This is a genomic window from Corynebacterium macclintockiae, assembly GCF_027570165.1.
Classification (GTDB): Bacteria; Actinomycetota; Actinomycetes; order Mycobacteriales; family Mycobacteriaceae; genus Corynebacterium; species Corynebacterium macclintockiae.
The window spans coordinates 1-19788 of sequence record NZ_JAKMUV010000002.1 but is presented as its reverse complement, the minus strand read 5'-3'; the positions used below and the strand labels follow the sequence as shown (position 1 = coordinate 19788).

The window sequence follows — 19788 nt, the reverse complement described above, 5'->3', positions numbered from 1 at the left end:
GGGCTATTCCACTCCGATCTGCACCAGGCGCGGGTCATAGTCGTTGCCTTGTAGTTCGATGCGGTGGTCGTCGATCTGCACGTCCGGGTAGAGCTCCGCGAACGTGGCCTTGAGCCCTTCGATGGTCGCCTGATCGGTTGCCGGGGCACTCCACAGTAGGGTGACTAGCTCGCCGCCGTCGGCCAGCATAGAGCTCAGCGTATCGACCATGCCTTCTGGCGGACAGGTGGCGTAACGCTGCGAGTCTACTGCGTCGATCATCTCTTCGACATTGTCGTCCCAGTCCACCCCGGGATCGTTCACCGCCAGCGCCGCTAGGCCGCCGACCAGCGATTTTGTGTCGATGATGTCGATCTCGCGCGCCCCATCCAGCCCGCGCAGCACCGACATGTCCTGCCCGTTGGTCAGCACGGCGACCGGTCCGCTGCCCAGGTTCCGCATTGCTTCGCCCAAGGTTTTGTTGTTTGGTGACGCCACAGCCACAGCACCAGCGGCCTCAAACAACTGGGCCACTCCGCCGGTGGGCGTGAGCGCCACGATGAACGGCCCGTGGTTTTCCGCCTTGGGTTGGCTGGTCGTCGGGGCGGGCGCGCCCTGGATTCCGGGGTGGCTGGCTTCCCCGTCGGCGGGCAGAACCTCGATGCGCAGATCGGTGACGGTGCCCAGTTCGAAGGCTTTTTGGATCACCGGGCCGGCCTGGTCGGTGTGCACGTGCGCGGTGCCGGCTTCCGGGGCCAGCGGCCCCACGATCACGGAGTTGCCGTGGGCCTCCAGCAACTCCCGCAGGGCATCCAGGTTCCCCTCGAAGAAGAACATCACCTCGACTTCTTGCTGGGTTCGGTCGTGGTCGGACGTGGGGGCGTCATCAGTAAAACCAGCACCCTCCAGGACATCGACCAGGGCCTGCAGGATCACCACGAGGCCTTGGCCGCCCGCGTCGACAACACCCGCTTCGGCGAGGACGGGCAACTGGTTGGGGGTATCGGCCAGGGCCTGCTCGGCGGCGTGCAGCGCGCGGGAAGCGACGGCGGAAAGCTGCGGATCACCATTGTGGGCGGCGGCTGCGGCGGCATCGAGGACGGTGATGACTGTGCCCTCGACAGGCGAGGAAATCGCCGCGCGGACGAAGCCCACCGACTGCGACAAAGTGTCGGCCACAGCGGGGCCGTCGATGTGCCCCTTGGAGGCGCTTTCGGCGAGGGCGCGCATCACCTGGCTGAGCACCAGGCCGGAGTTGCCGCGGGCGCCGCGGACAGCGCCGGTGGCCAGGGCGATGGTGACTTCGGAAAGGGTTGCGCCCTCCGGCAGCGCATCAACGGCGGCGACGGCGGTGGCCATGGTGTGGGCCATGTTGGAGCCGGTATCGGAATCCGGGATCGGGAAGACGTTGAGGGCGTTGATGGCCTGGCAGTTCTCGCGCAACTGGCTGGCGGAATGCCGCGCCCACTGGGCGACAACCTGCGCGTCGAGCTGGGCGGGTGCCTGATTCACCGGCTGTGCTTCTGCCACCGGTTGCGCCTCTGCCTTCCTAGATTTCACTCCCACTACCCTAGCGAACCAGCCGGACAGCAGGGCGGTTTGCGGGATCGTGGCGCGTTGAGGGTGCTAGAGCCGCCAGTCGACGGGCGCACCGCCGGAAGCCTGGAGGATCGCATTTGCCCTGCTAAACGGTCGCGAACCGAAGAAACCCCGGTAGGCGGACAGCGGCGAGGGGTGCGGGGACATCACGCAGCGCTCCGGGCCGATGAGGGGTGCGAGCTGCTGGGCCTGCTTACCCCACAGGATCGCGGCGAAGTGCGGGTTGGCGGCAACCTGGCGGACGGCGGCCTCCGTGATGGCCTCCCAGCCACGGCCGCGGTGGCTGCCCGCGTTGCCCGCCTGCACAGTGAGGACGCGGTTGAGCAGCAGCACCCCACGGTCGGCCCACGGGGAGAGATCCCCGTCGGCAGGGGCGGGCAGCCCGAGGTCGTCTGTGTACTCGATGTAGATGTTCTTCAGCGACTTCGGCAGCGGTTCGCCCGCGGGCAGCTCCGCGGAGAACGCCAGCCCCACTGAGTGCCCGGGCGTGGGATACGGATCCTGCCCGACGATCAGCACTTTCACCTGGGTGGGGTCGACTTCGAAGGCTCGCAGAATTTTTTCTGGCGCAGGCAGGGTCTGCGCTCGCTGCGCCTGGCCTGCCGCAGCTTGTGCCCGGCCTGCCGCAGCTTGGGCCTCCTCCAGCGCACCGGCCAGCACCGACTGCAGCCCCGGCAGGTACCACGCCGGGTGGATGCGCTCGATCAGCTGGTGCGCCTGCGCTTGCGCCTGTGCATGTGCTTGTGCCTGTGCAGAGTCCATATCCACTGCCTACACCGACTGCCAGCCGTTTGTAAATGGCGGGCGGCCACCGTCGACCAGCACGTAATCCAACCCGCCAGCCGGGTCCTCCCCAACCTCCTCCGAGAGGCTGCGCACAGTCCCGATGCGGCGGTAGCCGCTGGGCATGCGGGCGTCCGTAGTTCCCAAAAGAGTATGGTCCTCGCCGCCGGTGTAGATCCACTCCAGAGGGTTCTTGCCCGTCATCTGCGCCGCGTGCCGCAGCTTCTCGTCGGGCACCAGCGCCGCCCCGTCCAAGTCCAGGCACACCCCGGAACGCTCTGCGATGGCGCACAGGTCCACGATCAGCCCGTCGGAGTTATCGGTCATGGCGCTCGCACCCGTCGCCCGCGCAACGGAGCCACGGCCCGGCTGCAGGCGCGGGGCACAGTGCCAATCCGCCAGCTCGTTGAGGATCGGATCGTCGGCCGGGATCGCCTTGCGCGAACCATAGTGCCGCAGAATCGCCAGGCCAGCCGCGCTGTAGCCAATCGGCCCGCTGGCGATGATCCGTTGCCCCACGCCCGCGCCATCCAACGTCAAAGCCGCGGCCGGGCCGGAAAGCTCCCCCATCGCGGTGATGGAAATGACCAGGTCCTTGCTGGTCACAACGTCCCCGCCAACTAGCTCCGCCGCCCACGGCGATGCGGCCTCGTCGATCCCGCGCGCAATATCCGCCACCGTCTGCAGCGGCAGATCCCCCGGCGTGGCAATCGCCATCAGAATCGCCGTCGGCCGCGCGCCCATCGCCTGGATGTCCGCGAAGTTCTGCGTCACCGCCTTCACCCCGACCTCCCACGGAGTCGAGTAGTCGAACGTGAAGTGCCGCCCCTGAACGAGGATGTCCGTCGAGCACACGTGCCGTGAATTGGTACCGGCGGGTTCCAACACTGCGGCGTCATCACCATTAAGAGAACTCGGCGCGGCGTTGCGGATCGCCGCGATGGTGGCGGCCTCGCCGGCCTCGGCGACAGTGAGTGAAGTGCGCATGCAACAGTCTTTCCGTAGTGCGGTGTGCGGGCGGGGTCACCTTGGGATCCCGCGAACAGTCTAATTAAGATGGTGCGCTATGAGTGACGAAGCCTCCTCCCCCGACTCCACCCCGCGTGCCGTTGATACCCCGCGGTACCTGATTATTCTGTCGACGGTGCTGGCCGTTGCGCTGATTATCGCGGTGATTACGGCTGCGAAGATCACGGTGGATCGGAAGGTGTACGCACCGATGGCGATGGGGCCGGTGGATGCGCCGGAGGCGTCGTCGCAGGTGTGCGCCGATTTCGTGGATAGGTTGCCGGGCGACCTGGGGCGCTTCCGCGCTGTGGAACTTCGGGAGCCCGCGCCTTCGGGTGCTGCCGGGTACCGCGACTCTTCCGGCGCGGAGCTTTCCGTGCGCTGCGGAGTGAACGTCCCCGACCAGTACACAGTGTTGTCGCCGGTGTTTTCTGCGGGGGAAGTGCGCTGGACGGCTGTGTCCGATGCGACTCCTGGCTCTGACCTGCGGACTTGGTATGCGGTCGGGGGGTCGCCCGCGGTGGCGGTGACGACGTCGGCGGATGTGGGTGGCGCGCTCGGCGCGGTGGGTTCCGCTCTTTCTTCTATTTATGACGCCAACTCTCCAGCAAAGCCCGCCCCCTACCCCCTGTCCGATGCTCCGGTGGCTGGCGGTTCCGACGGTTCCGGTGGCGAGACTGATTCTCCCGCGTGCCGTAAGTTCCTCGACTCCCTGCCGACCGCACTGGGCAGCTGGCGCCTGGTCCACACTTCCACGGGCTCCGGCAGACTCTCTGACCAGGCCAAATTTGGTTCCCTTCCCGAAGATGTGAGCCGCTCCGCACTTGACAAGGCCCCCAGCGGCTCGGCCACATACTTGGCCGACGACCGTGAGCCGGTGGTCATTCGCTGTGGCTTGGCCATACCAAAGTCTTACGCCCCGGGAGCCCAGTTGACCCAGGTAGACGACGTCCCCTGGTTCTCCGACCCCTCGCTTTCGCGAGGCTCAACCATGGGCCATTGGTATGCACTTGGCCACGAACAGATCGTCGGCCTCGCGATGCCTCAATCCGCCGGCGACGAGGTCATTGCCTCCGTGACCAGTGCAATCTCCTCTTCCCTTAAGAAGACTGAGAAGCAGCCTGCCCCTGCCCAGCAGTAGCCCGCCCTTGCAGCTCACCTCTGCAGCTCACTTCTGCAGTCCGGCGCTTCCCAGCTGCAACAGCCCCCAGACCCAGCAGAAGCAGCCCTTCCCCGCAGTCCCACACTTCCCAGCTGCAACAGCCCCCAGGCCCAGCAGAAGCAGCCCCCAGGCCCAGCAGAAGCAGCCCTTCCCCGCAGTCCGGCGCTTCCCAGCTGCAACAGGAACCTCACGCGCACCATGCTATAAGTGCTAAATGTCGCTAAATGTCGCTAAATGTCGGAAAAGTTGCAGAACGTAAACTTGTCTCTCGCACCCTCGCGAGCAAAAAGCTCCTGACCAGCAGGTTTGCAATATTGAAAATGCGCCCCAGTAACAAACTGCAACTTTTCCGACACTTTCGCCCTCCGCGGCCCAAAAAACTGCAACTGTCCCGGCACTGCCCCGCCCTCCGCGGCCCAAAATATTGCAACTGTCCCGGCACTGCCCCGCCCTCCGCGGCCAAAAACTACAACCGTTCCGACACACCCCCTCCCTCACGCAGGCTGACAATAGGCACACCCAGCCCCAATGCCGTCAGAACGGAAATCTGCCCCCGCAGCTGGCTAAAACAGACACTCCCCGCGCCAAATGTCACTAGGCCAGGGCGCGGGCGATCAGCGCGCTGACCAGGTCGCCGAAGCTCACGCCATCAGCGGCGAACATCTTCGGATACATCGAGATCGGGGTAAACCCAGGCATCGTGTTGATCTCGTTCAACACGGGCCCGTTTTCCGTGGCAAAGAAGTCCACTCGCGCGATGCCGTCGCACCCCAGCGCGTTGAATGTGCGAATGGCCAGTTGACGGATCTCCGTCAACGTCTCCGCAGGCAGCGGCGCCGGGATGGTGGCGGAGACGGTCGAATCGACATACTTGGCGTCAAAACCATAGAACCCTTCGGCGCCATCCTCAGTACCGTTCAGCATCGCCGGAACAGAAGACACGATCGAGCCATCCGCGTGCTGCAGCACACCGCATTCGACTTCGGCGCCGTGGATCATCGCCTCCACGATCACCTTGCCGTCGTGTGAAAAGGCCAGGTCAACGGCGGAATCGAAGTCCTCCCAGCTGTCCACCTTGGAAATGCCGATGCTGGATCCGCCGCGCGCGGGCTTCACGAACACGGGCAGCCCCAGCCGCTCCTTTTCCTCCGCGGTCAGTTCGCGTGGCTGGAACAGGATCAGCTCCTCGCCGACGGGGATCCCGGCTTCGCGTGCCAGCCGCTTGGTGAAGTCCTTGTCCATGCCCGCCGCAGACGCCAGCACGCCGTTGCCGACATACCTCACGCCCGCCAGATCCAGAACGCCCTGCACAGTGCCGTCCTCGCCGTTCATGCCGTGCAGCACGGGGAACACAACGTCTACCTGGGCAAACACCTCGCCTGCCTGCGGGCCGGTCACGTAGCGCATCTCGCCAGCGCCGCCCTCAGCCGAGTCAGCCGAGCCAGCCGAGCCGCCAAAAGTCAGCTGCACGTGCACACCGTCGTCCTTCACGCGCGGCATGTCCCGCCCATCCGCGCGCAGCTGCGTAGTATCCGTCGTCCCCGGCACCCACGCGCCGGTTTCCGTAATCCCGACTGGCACCACCTCGTAGATCTCGGGATCCAGGTGGTCGATCACCGCACCTGCACTAATGCAAGATACGGAGTGCTCAGTCGACTGCCCGCCGTACAGAACGGCGACGGTGGTTCGTGCGTGCTTCTTGGGTTCGTTACTCACGGGTTTTTACCTTAGCCCTTTTCTGGACGCCACATCCCCACCGCCCCGCAGTTTCCCCTACTCTGCCTTCCGGCTGCGCCCAAGCAGCCCCATCATCACCTGCTGCACGTCTGCGGCTTCGTGGCACACTCCCACGACGGCTTCCGTGATCGGCATTTCCACGCCGACCTTCCCCGCCAGCTCGAACACGGACTGGCTGCTGACCACACCCTCGGCAACCTGGCCCTTAGTCGAGGCAGCAGCCTCTTCCAGGGTCTCCCCCTTGCCCAGGTGTTCGCCGAATCGGCGGTTGCGCGACAGAGTAGAGGTACACGTTGCCACCAGGTCGCCCATGCCCGCCAGGCCACTGAGTGTCCGCGCGTCCGCGCCGACTTCCAGGGCTAGGCGGGTGGTCTCCGCCAGGCCGCGGGTGATCACGGTCGCGGCAGTGTTGTCGCCGAATCCCATGCCCGCGGCAATGCCCGCCGCCAGCGCGATGACGTTCTTGCACGTGCCTGCGATCTCGCAGCCAATGACGTCCGTGTTCGTGTACGGGCGGAAGTACGGCGCGGCCACGGCTGCCTGGATCAGCTTCGCGCGGTCCATGTCGGTGCAGGCCACGACGGTTGCGGCGGGCTGGCCTTGTGCCACCTCGCGCGCCAGGTTCGGCCCGGTCAGCACGGCCACGCGTTCGCTGGGCACGCCCGCCACTTCGGAGATCAGCTGGCTCATCCGCAGGCCGCTGGAATGTTCGATGCCTTTGGCCAGGCTCACCAGGGAGGCGTCTGGGCCGATCAGTTCGGCCTCTGTCCATTTCTCCAGATTCCCGCGCAGCGATTGCGAAGGCACACCCAGCACCACGATCTCCGCGCCGTCCAGGGCCTCGGCGGGGTCGGAAGTCCCGGTCAGTGATTCCGGCAGTTCGATATCCCCCAGGTAGGCACTGTTGCGGTGATTGTCGCGTACGTCCTCGGCGACTTCGGAACGGCGTGCCCAGAGGCGGACCTCGTTACCGGCGTCGGCAAATACCTTGGCAACAGTCGTGCCCCAGGATCCTGCGCCCATCACTGCTACTTGCACCATCTGCTTGTTGCCTTCCCACCTGCACTGCGTGCGCTTACTTGTCTGCTTGAGTTCGATATAACTTTTGGGTTCGTTATACGATTGTCGGCAATAGTCTATCGAAAGGGATCCCTTTAAAAGTGATCACTCACACAGGAACTGGCGATCTTTCTACGTCCCTGGCCATGTCGCGGCACGATCAGGGGCACGTGACCCGCATCGGATCCCGCCCCAGCGAGGAGTTTGCCCGCCCCACCTTCGCCGCGGGTGCCGTTATTTGGCGCTTTTCTAAGGACGCCGCCGCCTCCACCCCTTCCGCCCCAGAGTCCACGGACGTGGAGATCGCCCTGATCCACCGTCCCCGTTACGATGACTGGTCCCTGCCGAAGGGCAAGGTCGATCCGGGCGAGAACTTGCCGGGTACCGCCATGCGCGAGATCTGGGAGGAGACTGGCTTTGACGTGCGCTTGGGCTGGCTTCTGGGGTACGTCCACTACCCGGTCGGTTCGCGCACGAAGGTGGTGTACTACTGGACTGCCCAGCACCTGTCCGGCGAGTTCGAGGCCAACGAGGAGTCCGACGAGTTGCGCTGGGTCTCCCCTGCCGAGGCGAAGGAGCTGCTGAGCTACGAGGCTGACCTCAAGGTCGTGGATGCCGCCATGGGGCTGCTGCAGCTGGGTTGCGACCGCCGTGTGCTGTACGTCCGCCACGCGAAGGCGCACGCCCGCGAGGGCTGGGCTGGCGATGATGACCTGCGCCCTCTGACGAAGAAGGGCCGCCGCCAGGCGGAACTGCTGGTCTCTGAGCTGTCGGGTTACCGCCCGGAGGCGATCGCGTCTGCCGTGCCGGTGCGCTGCGAGCACACGGCTGCGCCTATCGCTGAGGACTTGGGCCTGGAAGTTTCTTATGACGCCAACCTGGGCGATGCAGGGTGGGCTGCCGATTCGGATGCAGCGGTGGATGCGTTCCACGCCGCCACGACCGCGCCTGTGTCGATGGTCGTTGCCCAGGGCACGGTGATCCCGGGCGTGCTGGCCCGCGTTGCGGGCGAGCACGACGTGGAGATTGAGGATATGCGGGTGAAGAAGTCCAGCACGTGGGTGCTGCACTTCGCCGGGGATAAGCTGCTGGGGCTGGACTACCTAGCCAGCCCACTGTCCGTTAAGTAGGCGCTAGCTGGCGGGGATGGTGCGTGGCTTGAAGCTGGCGCGCTGGGATTCGAAGGCCTCGATGGCTTCCTCGTTGCGCAGGGTCAGGCCAATGTCGTCCAGTCCTTCCATCAGGCGCCAGCGGGTGTAGTCGTCCACGTCGAAGCCGAAGGTGTGGGTGCCCAGGGTGACGGTGCGGCCCTCTAGGTTCACGGTAATTTCCGCGCCCGGCTGCTGTTCCAGCAGCTTCCAGATCAGCTCAATGTCGCTTTGTTCCATCTGGGCGGCCAGCAGGCCTGCCTTCCCCGAGTTGCCGCGGAAGATGTCCGCGAAGCGGGAGGAAAGAACCACGCGGAAGCCGTAATCCATCAGCGCCCAGACGGCGTGTTCGCGGGAGGAGCCAGTGCCAAAGTCCGGGCCGGCCACCAGCACGGAGGCGTTCTTGTAGGGCTCCTGGTTCAGGATGAACTCCGGATCCTTGCGCCAGCCGGCGAAAAGGCCGTCTTCGAATCCGCTGCGGGTCACGCGCTTCAGGTAGACGGCGGGGATGATCTGGTCGGTGTCGACGTTCGAGCGGTTCAGCGGTGCCGCCACGCCAGTGTGGGTGTTGAACTTTTCCATGATGCTCTCTTCTGCTTTCTGCTCCCCCACCTGCTGATTAGTTCGCTGTCGGGGAGGCTCGAAAAAAAAATTTTTGGGCGGGTCTTGTGCGGGTATCTAGCGGTCTGTTTTACAGATCCGCCGGACCTGCAAGGTGGCCCGTCACGGCGGTGGCGGCGGCAACTGGCGGGGAGACCAGGTGCGTGCGCCCGCCCTTGCCCTGGCGGCCTTCGAAGTTTCGGTTGGAGGTGGAGGCCGACCGCTCACCCGGGGCAAGCTGGTCCGGGTTCATGCCTAGGCACATGGAGCAACCTGCGGTGCGCCACTCCGCCCCGGCGTCAATAAGGATCTGATCGAGCCCCTCTTCTTCCGCTTGCATCTTCACCCGCGTGGAGGAAGGAACAACGATCATCCGCGTGCCGTCGGCGACGGTGCGGCCCTTGAGGACGTCCGCGGCGGCGCGCAGGTCCTCGATGCGGGAGTTGGTGCAGGAGCCGAGGAAGACCGTGTCGATCTTGATGTCGCGCAGCGGGGTGCCTGGCTTGAGGTCCATGTACTCCATGGCGCGCTCGGCGGCGAGGCGGTCGTTGTCGTTGGTGAAGTCCTCCAGCTGCGGGATGGATTCTGCCAGCGGCAGGCCCTGGCCGGGGTTGGTTCCCCAGGTGACGAAGGGGGTCAGTGCGGAGCCGTCGATGTGGACGACGGTATCGAACTGCGCATCGTCGTCGGTGCGCAGGGACTTCCAGTACTCCACGGCGGCGTCCCAGTCCGCGCCCGTCGGCGCGTGCGGGCGGCCTTCGAGGTAGTCGAAGGTCACCTGGTCGGGGGCGATCATGCCCGCGCGGGCGCCGGCCTCGATGGACATGTTGCACATGGTCATGCGGGCTTCCATGGACAGCCTCTCGATAGCCTCGCCGCGGTATTCGATGATGTGGCCCTGGCCCCCGCCGGTGCCGATCTTGGCGATGATGGCCAGGATCAGGTCTTTGGAGGTCACGCCCGGCTGCAGTTCGCCGGAAACCTCGATGGCCATGGTCTTGAAAGGCTTCAGCGGAAGGGTCTGGGTGGCCAGGACGTGCTCGACTTCGCTGGTGCCGATGCCCATGGCGATGGAGCCGAAGGCGCCGTGGGTGGAGGTGTGCGAGTCGCCGCAGACGACGGTCATGCCAGGCTGGGTCAGGCCCAGCTGGGGGCCAACAGTGTGGACGATGCCCTGTTCAATGTCGCCCATGGAGTGCAGGCGGATGCCGAATTCTTTGGCGTTGTCGCGCAGGGTGGAGACTTGCAGGCGGCTGGTGGGCTCCTGGATTTCCTGCAGATCGCCGCTCTTCACTCCGACGGTGGGGACGTTGTGGTCCTCGGTGGCGATGGTCAGATCCGGGCGGCGGACCGTGCGGCCGGCCTGTCGCAGGCCGTCGAAGGCCTGTGGCGAGGTAACCTCATGAACCAGGTGCAGGTCGATGTACAGCAGGTCGGGTCCGCCATTTTCGCCCGCTGCGACGACGTGGTCGCGCCAGACTTTTTCCGCGAGGGTTAAGGGTTGGTTCGTCACGGTCTCTCCTCTGTGTCCGCTATACAGTTCCACTGGATGGAATGTATAGTATCAAATCATGGGACACAATACGGAAATTCCCGCAACAAGCGGCATTCAAGTTTTGGACCGAGCGATCTTCATCCTATCGGTCATCGCAGCAGAACCTCGCAACCTTTCCGACCTGTGCGCCATCACCGGCCTGCCGCGCGCCACCGCGCACCGTATCGCCGTCGCACTGGAAAAGCACCGGTTGATCGAGCGCGGGGTCGACGGTGCGTGGGTCACTGGCCCAGCCCTGTCCGAGATGGCGCCGTCTACCTCTTCTCGTCTTGAGGACGCCGCAGAGTTCATCCTCCCCGACCTCATGACAAAGACCGGCGAATCCGTGCAGCTATATCGCCTCTCCGGGATGGAGCGCGTGTGCATCGCCAACGCCGAGCCCGCCACTGGTCTGCGGGACACGGTTCCGGTGGGCCACCGGATGACGTTGAACGCGGGCTCCGCGGCGAAGCTGCTGGTTGCCTATGCGCCGGAGGCGTTCCAGAACCAGGTGCTCCCCCAGGCCGCGTACACGCGCGAGGACTTGGAGAAAATCGCGGCCGACGGGATCGCAGAATCCTCCGCCGAGCGCGACCCCTCCCTAGCTTCGGCCTCTGTGCCGGTCTTCGGGGCGGACGCGCAGAACCGAACGGTGATTGCCTGCCTTTCCATCTCTGGCCCCGTGGCGCGCATGGGCGACCACCCGGCGGAGAAGTTCGGCGCGGAGCTGAAGAACTCCGCCCGGCTATTGGAGGATCTGCTGCGGAAGTAGCGCAAGGCCTTCTGAAATAGTTTTTTAGAGCCCCGATTCCTTAGGAAAAACACAACCATGACCAGCGAAAACTCCGCAAACCAGAATCCGGCCACCAACGACAAGCGATACCACGCGGGCATTCAGGTCCGCCGGGAAGTCATGGGTGATGCATTCGTGGATGCCGCCCTCGAACGTAACGCAGGCTCCGACGGCGAGGCGCTGCAGAAGCACGTCACCGAGACCGTGTGGGGTTCCGTGTGGACGCGCGACGGTCTGGCCCGCCGCGACCGCAGCCTGCTGCCCTGTCGGCGATGAAGGTCGCCCAGGAGGTGCTGGTAGCGGAGCTCGGACCGCTGGAGGATTAAGTACGCGGCAGCTCGCGCCACTCCACCGTCAGCTCGCTGGCACCGGGGATGTCGGCACGCTTGGCACGCTCTGCCAGGAACTCGTAGAGGTTCTGCGTGCCGTCCTCGATTCCGTCGGCCACGTCTTCGCCCGCGGAGGTGATGTCCACCAAGGCCGGGCCAGTCGTGTCGTCGGGGTTGGCCAGTTCGGCGCCCCAGCCTCCCTCACCCCGCCGGCCGTCCTCGTCCGCCGAGAGGGTACGGAGCCAGGCTTCGGCTGAGGTGTGGGCGTCAATACCAAAAAGAGCGGCGCGGACAGTGGCGGGTGTGCCGTCGTTGCCGGGTGGGGTGCCCCAGAGCCAGTCCAGGTTTACACGATATGGGGAGAGAATGGGGGACTCCTTTAGTAGGGTAAAAGTATGAGCGATTACAAGGATAAGCGCTGCACTGACCAGGAACGATCCGCCGCTGTGGAGGTGCTGTCCGGGGCTATGGCCGATGGGCAGTTGACTCTTACTGAGTTCGACGAGAGGTCGGGGCAGGCGCATGCTGCTACCCAGCGTAGCGAGTTGGTGGACTTGCTGGATGATCTCGTGGATGAGCCTGCGGGGTTGCTCTTTGGACCTGGCGCGAGCACTGCGGTTGCGCACCGCGCGCCGAGTGACGTTGAGTGGGCTGCTCACCAGGCTTCGGACGCCCAACGCCACCGCGAAATGGTGCTTGCACGGTCGCGGTCGCTGGTGACTGGCGGGGGCTCCGAGACAGGTTTCAGCCTGGCGATATTCGGCGGGGTGACGAAGGCGGCGTGGCAGGTGCCGAAGGCTCACTGGAACTTCAATATCTTCGGGGGTTCGGACTTTGACCTGCGGGAATGCCGGTTCAGCGATCCGGTGACCACGCTATGGCTGAATAGCTGCTTTGGCGGTGCGGATGTGCTGGTGCCGGAGGGTGTGCGCATTGATATGGGTGGCCTGGCTATTTTCGGCGGCAACGAGCTAGTGGTGGAGAACGGCGCGATCCACCCGAACAGTTTGCCGGAAGACGCTCCCCTGCTGCTGATCCGCGGGCTGTCGATTTTCGGCGGTGTGACCGTGAAGGTTGTGCGGGGTTAGGCTCGACTAAAAACAGTCACACCGTTATCCAAACCGAAGAAACCTTGCACGATAACCAATTAAGCTCCTTCTCGAAGTAAGCCAAGCTATAAACCAGCGAAACCCCAACTTCAACTACCAGCCAGAACTAGGTTTCTGCAAGAACTGAAGCGTCCTGGGTTTAGTTCCGCTTCTTTTCCTACCCCGTACTGACGGGCTGGGTGAGATAATACTCGGTTTCTATTTCTTGTGGGGTGGTGTAGTCCAATGCTTCGTGAAGGCGCGTGGTGTTCCACCAATGCACCCACCGCAAGGTCGCCAACTCAACTTCTCCCACTGACGTCCACGGGCCTTGAGGGTAGATGAGTTCAGCTTTGTAGAGCCCATTGACTGTCTCCGCCAATGCGTTGTCATAGGAGTCGCCGACTGTTCCCACACTCGGCTGGATTCCAGACTCAGCTAGAGCCGTAGAGTATTTCAACGACACATTCTGACTGCCCCGATCACTATGGTGAATCAACTGGTTGCCATGGATTCTTCCAGCAGTGGTTAAAGCGTGCTCTAAAGTCTCCATCGGCAGCCCAAAGCCTGCCCGGTGTGTGCGCACGAAAGCTTCGTCGCACCAGGTCCGGGCGACAATCAGGTGTCTTTGGGCTTACCGTTGTTACCGGGTGTCGTACGCGACTGCGGCCGGAAACACCTGCTAGCTTCATCAACCGGGCAGTCTTGTCACGACCGATATGAAAGCCTTCGCGGTTCATAGCGTGCCACATTTTTCGGATACCGTAGACCGAGAAATTCTCCGCATGCACGCGTGGAATCTCTGGGATAAGCAGGCTATCGCTTAACGCTCTCGCACTTGGGATACGTTGAGAGGCTTTCTGGCAGCCGCGTGAGGTGATAAATCCACGATCTGCTTGTCGAAGGACGCGGCAGATGGCCCCAGACCCCAAACTGATCTTTATACGCGTCGATGTAGGAGATCATTTGGTCGTGGGGCGGTCGAGTTCCGCTGCGAAAAAAGCCGAAGCAGTTTTAAGAATCCCGTTTGCTCGTTTCAGTTCACGGTTTTCTCGGCGCAGAAGCTTGAGCTCTTCTTCCATTGTTTCGCTATCCGGCGTTGTGCGGCCGTCTCGTGTGGAGGCACTGTCGCGGTACCACGCCCGCAGTGTGTGGCGTGATACGCCGAGGAGCTCGCCGACCTGTTCGTAGGCACGCTGTAGTGAGCAGAACTCCAAGCGGACCATTTCGATGATCTGATGGACCGACTTTTCCTTGAACTCGACGGAATACTTCTGGGCATAGTGCTTAATCCTTCCCTTACCTGAGGTAGGAACTAAACCCAGGACGCTTCAAAGCTGAGCGCTTTAGCATGCCACGCTGTCACAAAAACGAGTCGAGAAACCGGTATGCCACCCCACGCGGCTTTGAGATCCTCTAGTTGTTCCGGTGTTCGTGTGTGGTCCCCAAGGAAGGGAGGATTGCCGAAGATAAAGTTCTTGGCGGCAGAAGTCGGGAGTATATCCGCCCAATCAAGCCGCAGGGCGTTGCCATGGTGAATGTGGGCGGTGATCTTAATCGGCAACCGCTCCGGTGGCCTACCCACAGCGTTGGCAAGCTTCTTATTCACCTGATGGACTACAAGGAACATGGCAGTCTCAGCAATCTTGGCAGGCCACCAATTCAACTCAAAGCCGTAAAACTGACCAATGGACAGTTTCTGCTCCCACTCAATGCTTAGCGACATGCCCGATTCACCGCGGCGCTGGCGGATAGCGACAATGATGTCTGTTTCAATACCGCAACTCCCGATACGCCAGAAGCAGGAAGTTGCCAGAACCACAGGCCAGGTCGCACAACTGGTCACGATGGATACAAGACCCCAGTGCGGAGTGGTGCTATCCGATAGCGCCGAGACCGGCTATGAACTGGGAATTCGTACCGTCGCCGTCGTTTGGAGATTAGGCTGCTTAACCGTTGAGTGTCCGGCACGCCGCTACCCCGGCTGTCTTCCGTAGAGGGGTGAACCAGTCGGGATTTCGCGCGCAGCAATTGCTACTCCTGGTCGACGTCATCCTCTTCATCGTCTTGAGGCTGTGTATCCTTCTCAGCCTGGTGGCGAAGCTCCCAGTAAACAAGGTCGGAGATCTCTTTAATGATCTGGCCCTTACGATGAGCGCTTTCGAAGAACTTCTCCATGATGTTTTGCTGGGAGTCCTGGTGATCGAGCACCGCATTCGTGACGGCAGTTTCGATCGTCTGCGACTCACGAAACTGCTCCTTGGTGTTTGCGTTGACCTGATCCTTAATCTCTTCATTCTGAACCAGAATCGTGACGACGCCCTGTCCCCAAGACTCCACTGAACCAGGGTCAAACTCTTCGTCCTCAAACAGGGAATTGATGTTGTTCAGGGTTTCTTCCCAGGCCACCAGGTGCGGGTCGCGCGAACGTCCACCGCCAACTCCCATCGGGTTGAGATTCTCGCCGTCGCCGCCGAGTGAAATAGCTCCTTCGCTCTGGCGCGTCTGCTTGATGAGGGTGAGCTCGATGTTGTTAAAGTCCAGCTCTTCTGGAGTCTTGCGACCAGTAAGTCGCGGTCGTAGTAGCCGGAGGAACAGGGCGAGGTTCTCGAGGTCGGTGTCCTGATAGTCGACAACCTGAGACAGGAAATCGTAGAGGCGCACGAATGAGCCAACGTCCTTGCGGAAGAGGTCAAGCTCGTCAATCTCGGCCTTTGTGTTGTCGGCCAAGGCTGCGACGTAGTGGTCATTGAACCGATCAGCGGCTTGCTTCAGCGGTGCAGTGTGCTTACCGTGCTTCTTCTCGATGATGAATGCCTGCGCGAAGGCATCCACGTCATCCTTCGTATAGATCCCGGCAATTTCAAGCTTCCGCGCAAGGTCATGCACGAGGTCTGGGTCGGTAGTTTCAATGATTTCGGCAGTGCGGTAGTACGGCAGGAGTGCGTCGAGGATCGTGTCCGTGTCGTTGACGAAGTCAAGAATGTACATGGTGTCTTTACCCTTCGACGGCAGGGTACGGTTCAGACGGGAAAGCGTCTGGACCGCTTCGATCCCGTCAAGGCGTTTGTCCACGTACATCGCGAACAGCAACGGCTGATCAAAGCCCGTCTGGTACTTGTTGGCAACAATCAGAACCTGGAACTGATCGCCCGCGAACGCCTGTGGAATCCCGCGCCCGCGCAGGTCAGGGTTCATGTTCGTTTCTGTATATGGCTCCTGCACTCCGGGCACGAAATCATCAATCTGCTCAGCGGTTAAGCTTCCGGAGAGCGCCACCAAGGTTCCCAATGGGTAATTGTGTTTCTCAACATAAGCATCGATTGCCATCTTGTACTTCAGCGCAGCGGCTCGGCTCGAGGTCACCACCATCGCCTTAGCGTGTCCATCGAGGAGCTCAGCAACATTCTCGCGGAAATGCTCGACGATGATCTGAACCTTCTGAACAATGTTTGCCGGATGCAGACTCACCCACCGCATGAGGCTCTCTTTCGCGGTGCCCTCATCGACGAGATCTTCACCACCAACAGCACCACCAGCTCTCTGAGCGAGCTGGAAAGCCGTCTCATAAGTCGTGTAGTTACGCAGCACATCAAGGATAAAACCCTCCTCGATGGCCTGCTGCATCGTGTACACGTGGAAAGGCTGTGGCAACCCATCCGCACCAGGGCGCCAAACATCTCCAACGACTTGCCCTTCGGCGTAGCAGTAAATGCATGGAGCGAGATGTTCTGAGCTGTCGCCCGCGCTGCCATCTCACCGGCAAGCACGTCCTCGACGCTTACCTCGCCACCGCCCTCGAGGGCTTCGACCTCTGCTTGTGAAAGAACCTGTCGCAGCTTCTGAGCACTTGTACCGGTCTGAGATGAGTGCGCCTAGTGCGCGATTACCGCAAACTTGCGATCCGCGAGCCCACCCTGCTGCGCAAGCGCCTCAAGCACTAACGGGAAAGTCTGGAACGTGACGATGATGAGCTTGCCGCTACTCAGTTCCTTGGCTAACAGGTCCGATTTTGAGGTAGCTGACGCTTTACAAACCTCGTCAGCGTTAATCGTTTCGACCAAACCCCTCGTGCCCTCAATTGCCTTGATTGCCTTCTGAAGCTGGTCATCGAGCACGGTACGATCTGTCACGACAATCACCGAATCAAAAGTCTTCGAAATATCGGCGTTGTGGAGGTTCGCCAGCCCGTGAGCCAGCCACGCGATCGAGTTCGTTTTTCCTGATCCTGCAGAGTGCTAGATCAGGTACTTACTACCCGCCCCCCTCAGCGCTCGTGGTCTCGAGCAAACTAGTGACGGCCTCCCACTGGTGGAAGCGCGGGAAGATGATCTGCCTACTACGCGAGCGAACACCAGTGATTGGATCGACCTTCTCAGTGATCTGCAGGAGTATCACTAGGACTGGCTCACCGGACCCAATCCGGGCTACGGCTTTGCCGGCGGGACCTATCCGTCTTCCACGCTGACGGATGAGGACCACATCGAGGCGATCCGCGACTTCCTCGCCGAGATCGACCCGGAGACCGGTTACCTCTCAGACGACTGAAGCCTCGGCCGGCACGACTTGGCACTGCACCCCGCCGACGGAACACGCGCAAGCGCCGGGTTCAGCGTTCACGTTCCTCCCGGTCAGGTGCAGTCGCGCTGAGAGCGGTGCTGACGACCGATTCGGGCCCCGCAGCGGCCGACTCGACCGGCAGCACGGCGCGACCGGCGCCGTGGTTGAGCGTCTGCGTCCGGTATCGCCGCTGGTGCCACACGGTCAGTGCCGCGCCGATGGCGTAGAGGATGCTCGAACCGACGAACACCGACACGTAGCCCAGCTGGCCGGCCACAGACAGGGAGACCGCGCCAGCGCCGAAGGACACGAGCATGGCGAACGAGGCGAGCGTGGTGTAGTCCGACCCAGCGCTGCCCGGACGCGAGTAGTCCATGTTGATCGAGTACACGATGATGGAGCCGGCGGTGTAGCCGAGGAAGAACACGATCGTCACCGCGACGATGTAGACCGTGGATGCTACACCCGAGATGACGGGGAGGAACGCGACCATTCCGATAACCGCCAGTGCACAGCCGACCAGCAGGACGCGCTCCCTGCCGAAGCGCTGGATCAGCACCCCTGTGCCGAGGGCGGCAGCTGTCCCGCAGACACCAGCGAGCAGCGTAGTCAGGGTGGCTGTCTCTTCGGCGCTCCAACCTTGGTCGATGAGGCTCGGGGTGATGAGACTGTAGCCTGCAGTGAGGCCCATCCACGTTATCGGCACCACAAGCAGCATCCAGATCCCCGCGCCCCGCTGGCGCACCACCGTCCAGATGGTGTTCACCGAGATCCGCGCGGCCCGCGCCTCGGCGCTGGCTGGGGGTTCAGGGCTCACGGCGATCAGCAGCGTCGGCAGGAGGGTGAGCACAGCAAGAGTCGCGAGGGCGGCGAACCAGCCGGCCCACCCGTAGATCACGGTCGTGAGTCCGCCTCCGACGATGAGGCCGATGTAGCTCCCGGCAACCTGGACGCCGTTGGCGAATCCGCGTTCATCACTGCGGATCGAAGAGATCGCCAAGGCATCGGCCGCTACGTCCTGCGTCGCCGAGAGGAGGATGTAGACGGCGGCCAGCAGCAGGAAGACCCCGAACTGTGCGCGCACATCCGGCAGGCAGGCGATGACCGCAAGGACGCAGGCGAGAAGCGGCTGAAGAACGAGCAGCCAGCTGCGGTAGTGGCCCCCGGCCCGGTTGCGGCCGAATCGGTCGACCACTGGTGCCCACAGGAACTTCACCGCCCAGAGCATCCCCAGGGCACTCACGGCTGCCATCGATTCGAGTGCGACCCCTTTCTCGCGGAGGATAGCCGTAGCGCCGGTCATGAGGAACCCGATGCCGAAGTACTGGGAGGCATACAGCGCAAGAAGCAGCAGGAAGCGCCGTTCGCTGAGCCGGGTTTTCGAGGATCCGTTGCGGATTCGTGTGTCAGAGGCGCGCACGACCAACCTTCCAGAAGCCCGAGCTCATCACCTGACGGCGGGGGACATCGCATTCCTTGACCAGGAAGCGCCGTCCGAGCGCGGCAGTCTTGGCCTCGGCACACACCCATCCGTAGTCGATCCTGCCCAACTGCTGCTGGCCGAGTTCAGCGGCGAGCGCAGAACCGGGGTCGTCTCCACCGCGGCACACTACGGCGATGCCGGCTTCGCGCGTACCCGGCAGGACATGGTCCTCGCTCGGCACCTCGACGATCGCACTGAAGCGCAGCTCGGGGTCCGATTTGTGAGCGGAGAGGATTTCGAGCACACCGGGAAGACCGGTCTCATCGGCGATCAGCACGTGGTGCCCGACATCGGGAGCACTGCCGTAAGGCGCGGTCTGAAAGCGCAGGCCGACCGGATCGCCAGGTTTCACCCGTGTGATCCAGCGGGCGCCGGGACCGTCGTGTCCGCGGCTGACGATGTCGATGTCGATCTCAGCGAGCGCCGCGCGATGTTCGCGCACTGTGTACCACCGCAGATCGGGGCGGGAGGCCTCCGGAATGCGCGAGAGAGTCGATCGTGGGTTGAGACCTGCGTAGTCGGGCATCTGGAGGCCCTGCCCGGGCGGCGGCATGAAGAGACCCACATACTCATCCGGACCCATCAGCGCCACGTCTGAGATCTCCGAGGCTGTGATCGTGACGCGGCGGAACGCCGGCGTCAGGTCGGTGACGGCGGTGACGCGAGCGGAGAACTGGGGGCAGTGGTCGCGCTCCGGTGGCAGCGCCATGGACCGCGAGTAGACCGCACGGATCGTCGACTTCGCGGTGCTCTCAAGCAGATTGCGTCGTTTGGACATGTAAGCCTTTCTTAGGTTAGCTTAACCTTAAGAGGGATCGTACACCGGAACCGGGTTAATGCTCAAAAGGGGATGCGGACGTTTTTTTAGACAGTTTCGATGTCACGCTACATTGACTTTTCGGTATTCGGTAATGCTCAAACCATCG

General features: G+C 62.8%; 17 protein-coding genes and 2 pseudogenes. 5 read left to right on the top strand and 14 right to left on the bottom strand.

The features are described 5' to 3' along the window. Positions 1-3 precede the first annotated feature (3 nt). The 3 genes from L8U58_RS01780 to L8U58_RS01770 all read right to left on the bottom strand — a co-directional run bounded on the left by L8U58_RS01780 (position 4) and on the right by L8U58_RS01770 (position 3348). Positions 4-1509 (bottom strand): DAK2 domain-containing protein, encoded by a 1506-nt coding sequence (locus L8U58_RS01780; protein ID WP_269954562.1) that lies wholly within the window; start codon positions 1507-1509, stop codon positions 4-6. 96 nt (positions 1510-1605) lie between these two features. Then, the gene (locus L8U58_RS01775; protein WP_269954561.1) at positions 1606-2340 is read right to left on the bottom strand and encodes a uracil-DNA glycosylase; all 735 of its coding nucleotides are present in this window, start codon (positions 2338-2340) and stop codon (positions 1606-1608) included. A 9-nt stretch (positions 2341-2349) separates the two neighbouring features. Next, positions 2350-3348 carry a thiamine-phosphate kinase gene (locus tag L8U58_RS01770; protein ID WP_269954560.1) on the bottom strand — a complete coding sequence of 333 codons (999 nt, stop codon included), beginning with the start codon at positions 3346-3348 and terminating at the stop codon, positions 2350-2352. Between the two features lie 79 nt (positions 3349-3427). Here L8U58_RS01770 and L8U58_RS01765 point away from each other — a divergent pair, with 79 nt between their 5' ends. Next, a complete protein-coding gene (locus L8U58_RS01765; RefSeq protein ID WP_269954559.1) occupies positions 3428-4510 on the top strand; it encodes a DUF3515 domain-containing protein in 1083 nt (360 codons plus the stop codon). A gap of 615 nt (positions 4511-5125) precedes the next feature. Here L8U58_RS01765 and L8U58_RS01760 read toward each other — a convergent pair. Next, positions 5126-6247, bottom strand: coding sequence for a D-alanine--D-alanine ligase family protein (locus tag L8U58_RS01760; protein ID WP_269954558.1), 1122 nt, complete (start codon positions 6245-6247; stop codon positions 5126-5128). Positions 6248-6304: 57 nt separating this feature from the next. Continuing rightward, positions 6305-7309, bottom strand: coding sequence for an NAD(P)H-dependent glycerol-3-phosphate dehydrogenase (locus tag L8U58_RS01755; protein WP_269954557.1), 1005 nt, complete (start codon positions 7307-7309; stop codon positions 6305-6307). A 164-nt stretch (positions 7310-7473) separates the two neighbouring features. On the opposite strand from L8U58_RS01755, the gene L8U58_RS01750 reads away from it, so the two are divergent. Next, on the top strand, positions 7474-8457 hold the full coding sequence (locus L8U58_RS01750) for an NUDIX hydrolase (RefSeq protein ID WP_274706438.1): 984 nt from the start codon (positions 7474-7476) through the stop codon (positions 8455-8457). 3 nt (positions 8458-8460) lie between these two features. Here L8U58_RS01750 and leuD read toward each other — a convergent pair whose 3' ends face one another. Together leuD and leuC are read right to left on the bottom strand one after the other, a co-directional pair. Further along, the gene (gene leuD, locus L8U58_RS01745) at positions 8461-9057 is read right to left on the bottom strand and encodes a 3-isopropylmalate dehydratase small subunit (protein WP_269954555.1); all 597 of its coding nucleotides are present in this window, start codon (positions 9055-9057) and stop codon (positions 8461-8463) included. Between the two features lie 109 nt (positions 9058-9166). Further along, positions 9167-10588, bottom strand: a complete 1422-nt coding sequence (gene leuC / locus L8U58_RS01740) for a 3-isopropylmalate dehydratase large subunit (RefSeq protein ID WP_269954554.1) — start codon at positions 10586-10588, stop codon at positions 9167-9169. A 58-nt stretch (positions 10589-10646) separates the two neighbouring features. Here leuC and L8U58_RS01735 point away from each other — a divergent pair, with 58 nt between their 5' ends. Continuing rightward, positions 10647-11381, top strand: coding sequence for an IclR family transcriptional regulator (locus L8U58_RS01735; protein WP_269954553.1), 735 nt, complete (start codon positions 10647-10649; stop codon positions 11379-11381). A gap of 57 nt (positions 11382-11438) precedes the next feature. Next, positions 11439-11678: a carboxymuconolactone decarboxylase family protein gene (locus tag L8U58_RS01730; protein ID WP_420839818.1), complete on the top strand. Its 240-nt coding sequence runs from the start codon at positions 11439-11441 to the stop codon at positions 11676-11678. 46 nt (positions 11679-11724) lie between these two features. On the opposite strand, the gene L8U58_RS01725 is transcribed toward L8U58_RS01730, so the two are convergent. Beyond that, positions 11725-11877 (bottom strand): hypothetical protein, encoded by a 153-nt coding sequence (locus L8U58_RS01725; protein WP_269954552.1) that lies wholly within the window; start codon positions 11875-11877, stop codon positions 11725-11727. A 249-nt stretch (positions 11878-12126) separates the two neighbouring features. Here L8U58_RS01725 and L8U58_RS01720 point away from each other — a divergent pair, with 249 nt between their 5' ends. After that, entirely contained in the window at positions 12127-12819 is a 693-nt protein-coding gene (locus tag L8U58_RS01720) for a DUF1707 SHOCT-like domain-containing protein (protein ID WP_269954551.1), read from the top strand. A 178-nt stretch (positions 12820-12997) separates the two neighbouring features. Here L8U58_RS01720 and L8U58_RS01715 read toward each other — a convergent pair. The 6 genes and pseudogenes from L8U58_RS01715 to L8U58_RS01690 form a co-directional block, all read right to left on the bottom strand. Beyond that, positions 12998-14045: pseudogene (locus L8U58_RS01715) on the bottom strand (integrase core domain-containing protein). Between the two features lie 110 nt (positions 14046-14155). After that, positions 14156-14654, bottom strand: a pseudogene (locus L8U58_RS01710) (DNA methyltransferase); the annotation flags it as partial. A 199-nt stretch (positions 14655-14853) separates the two neighbouring features. Continuing rightward, positions 14854-16446: a type I restriction enzyme subunit R domain-containing protein gene (locus tag L8U58_RS01705; RefSeq protein WP_420839823.1), complete on the bottom strand. Its 1593-nt coding sequence runs from the start codon at positions 16444-16446 to the stop codon at positions 14854-14856. 248 nt (positions 16447-16694) lie between these two features. Continuing rightward, positions 16695-17006 carry a hypothetical protein gene (locus tag L8U58_RS01700; protein WP_230580187.1) on the bottom strand — a complete coding sequence of 104 codons (312 nt, stop codon included), beginning with the start codon at positions 17004-17006 and terminating at the stop codon, positions 16695-16697. 422 nt (positions 17007-17428) lie between these two features. Next, the gene (locus L8U58_RS01695; RefSeq protein WP_051873817.1) at positions 17429-18799 is read right to left on the bottom strand and encodes an MFS transporter; all 1371 of its coding nucleotides are present in this window, start codon (positions 18797-18799) and stop codon (positions 17429-17431) included. Then, positions 18786-19640 (bottom strand): siderophore-interacting protein, encoded by an 855-nt coding sequence (locus L8U58_RS01690; protein WP_051873816.1) that lies wholly within the window; start codon positions 19638-19640, stop codon positions 18786-18788. The genes L8U58_RS01695 and L8U58_RS01690 overlap by 14 nt, the downstream gene beginning before the upstream one ends. Positions 19641-19788 lie beyond the last annotated feature (148 nt).

Bases quoted from the DNA above. Each gene is read 5' to 3' on its own strand.
- L8U58_RS01775 (WP_269954561.1), bottom strand. From the start codon at position 2,340: ATGGACTCTGCACAGGCACAAGCACATGCACAGGCGCAAGCGCAGGCG.
- L8U58_RS01770 (WP_269954560.1), bottom strand. From the start codon at position 3,348: ATGCGCACTTCACTCACTGTCGCCGAGGCCGGCGAGGCCGCCACCATC.
- L8U58_RS01765 (WP_269954559.1), top strand. From the start codon at position 3,428: ATGAGTGACGAAGCCTCCTCCCCCGACTCCACCCCGCGTGCCGTTGAT.
- L8U58_RS01755 (WP_269954557.1), bottom strand. From the start codon at position 7,309: ATGGTGCAAGTAGCAGTGATGGGCGCAGGATCCTGGGGCACGACTGTT.
- L8U58_RS01750 (WP_274706438.1), top strand. From the start codon at position 7,474: ATGTCGCGGCACGATCAGGGGCACGTGACCCGCATCGGATCCCGCCCC.
- leuD (WP_269954555.1), bottom strand. From the start codon at position 9,057: ATGGAAAAGTTCAACACCCACACTGGCGTGGCGGCACCGCTGAACCGC.
- L8U58_RS01735 (WP_269954553.1), top strand. From the start codon at position 10,647: ATGGGACACAATACGGAAATTCCCGCAACAAGCGGCATTCAAGTTTTG.
- L8U58_RS01730 (WP_420839818.1), top strand. From the start codon at position 11,439: ATGACCAGCGAAAACTCCGCAAACCAGAATCCGGCCACCAACGACAAG.
- L8U58_RS01720 (WP_269954551.1), top strand. From the start codon at position 12,127: ATGAGCGATTACAAGGATAAGCGCTGCACTGACCAGGAACGATCCGCC.
- L8U58_RS01705 (WP_420839823.1), bottom strand. From the start codon at position 16,446: ATGCAGCAGGCCATCGAGGAGGGTTTTATCCTTGATGTGCTGCGTAAC.
- L8U58_RS01690 (WP_051873816.1), bottom strand. From the start codon at position 19,640: ATGTCCAAACGACGCAATCTGCTTGAGAGCACCGCGAAGTCGACGATC.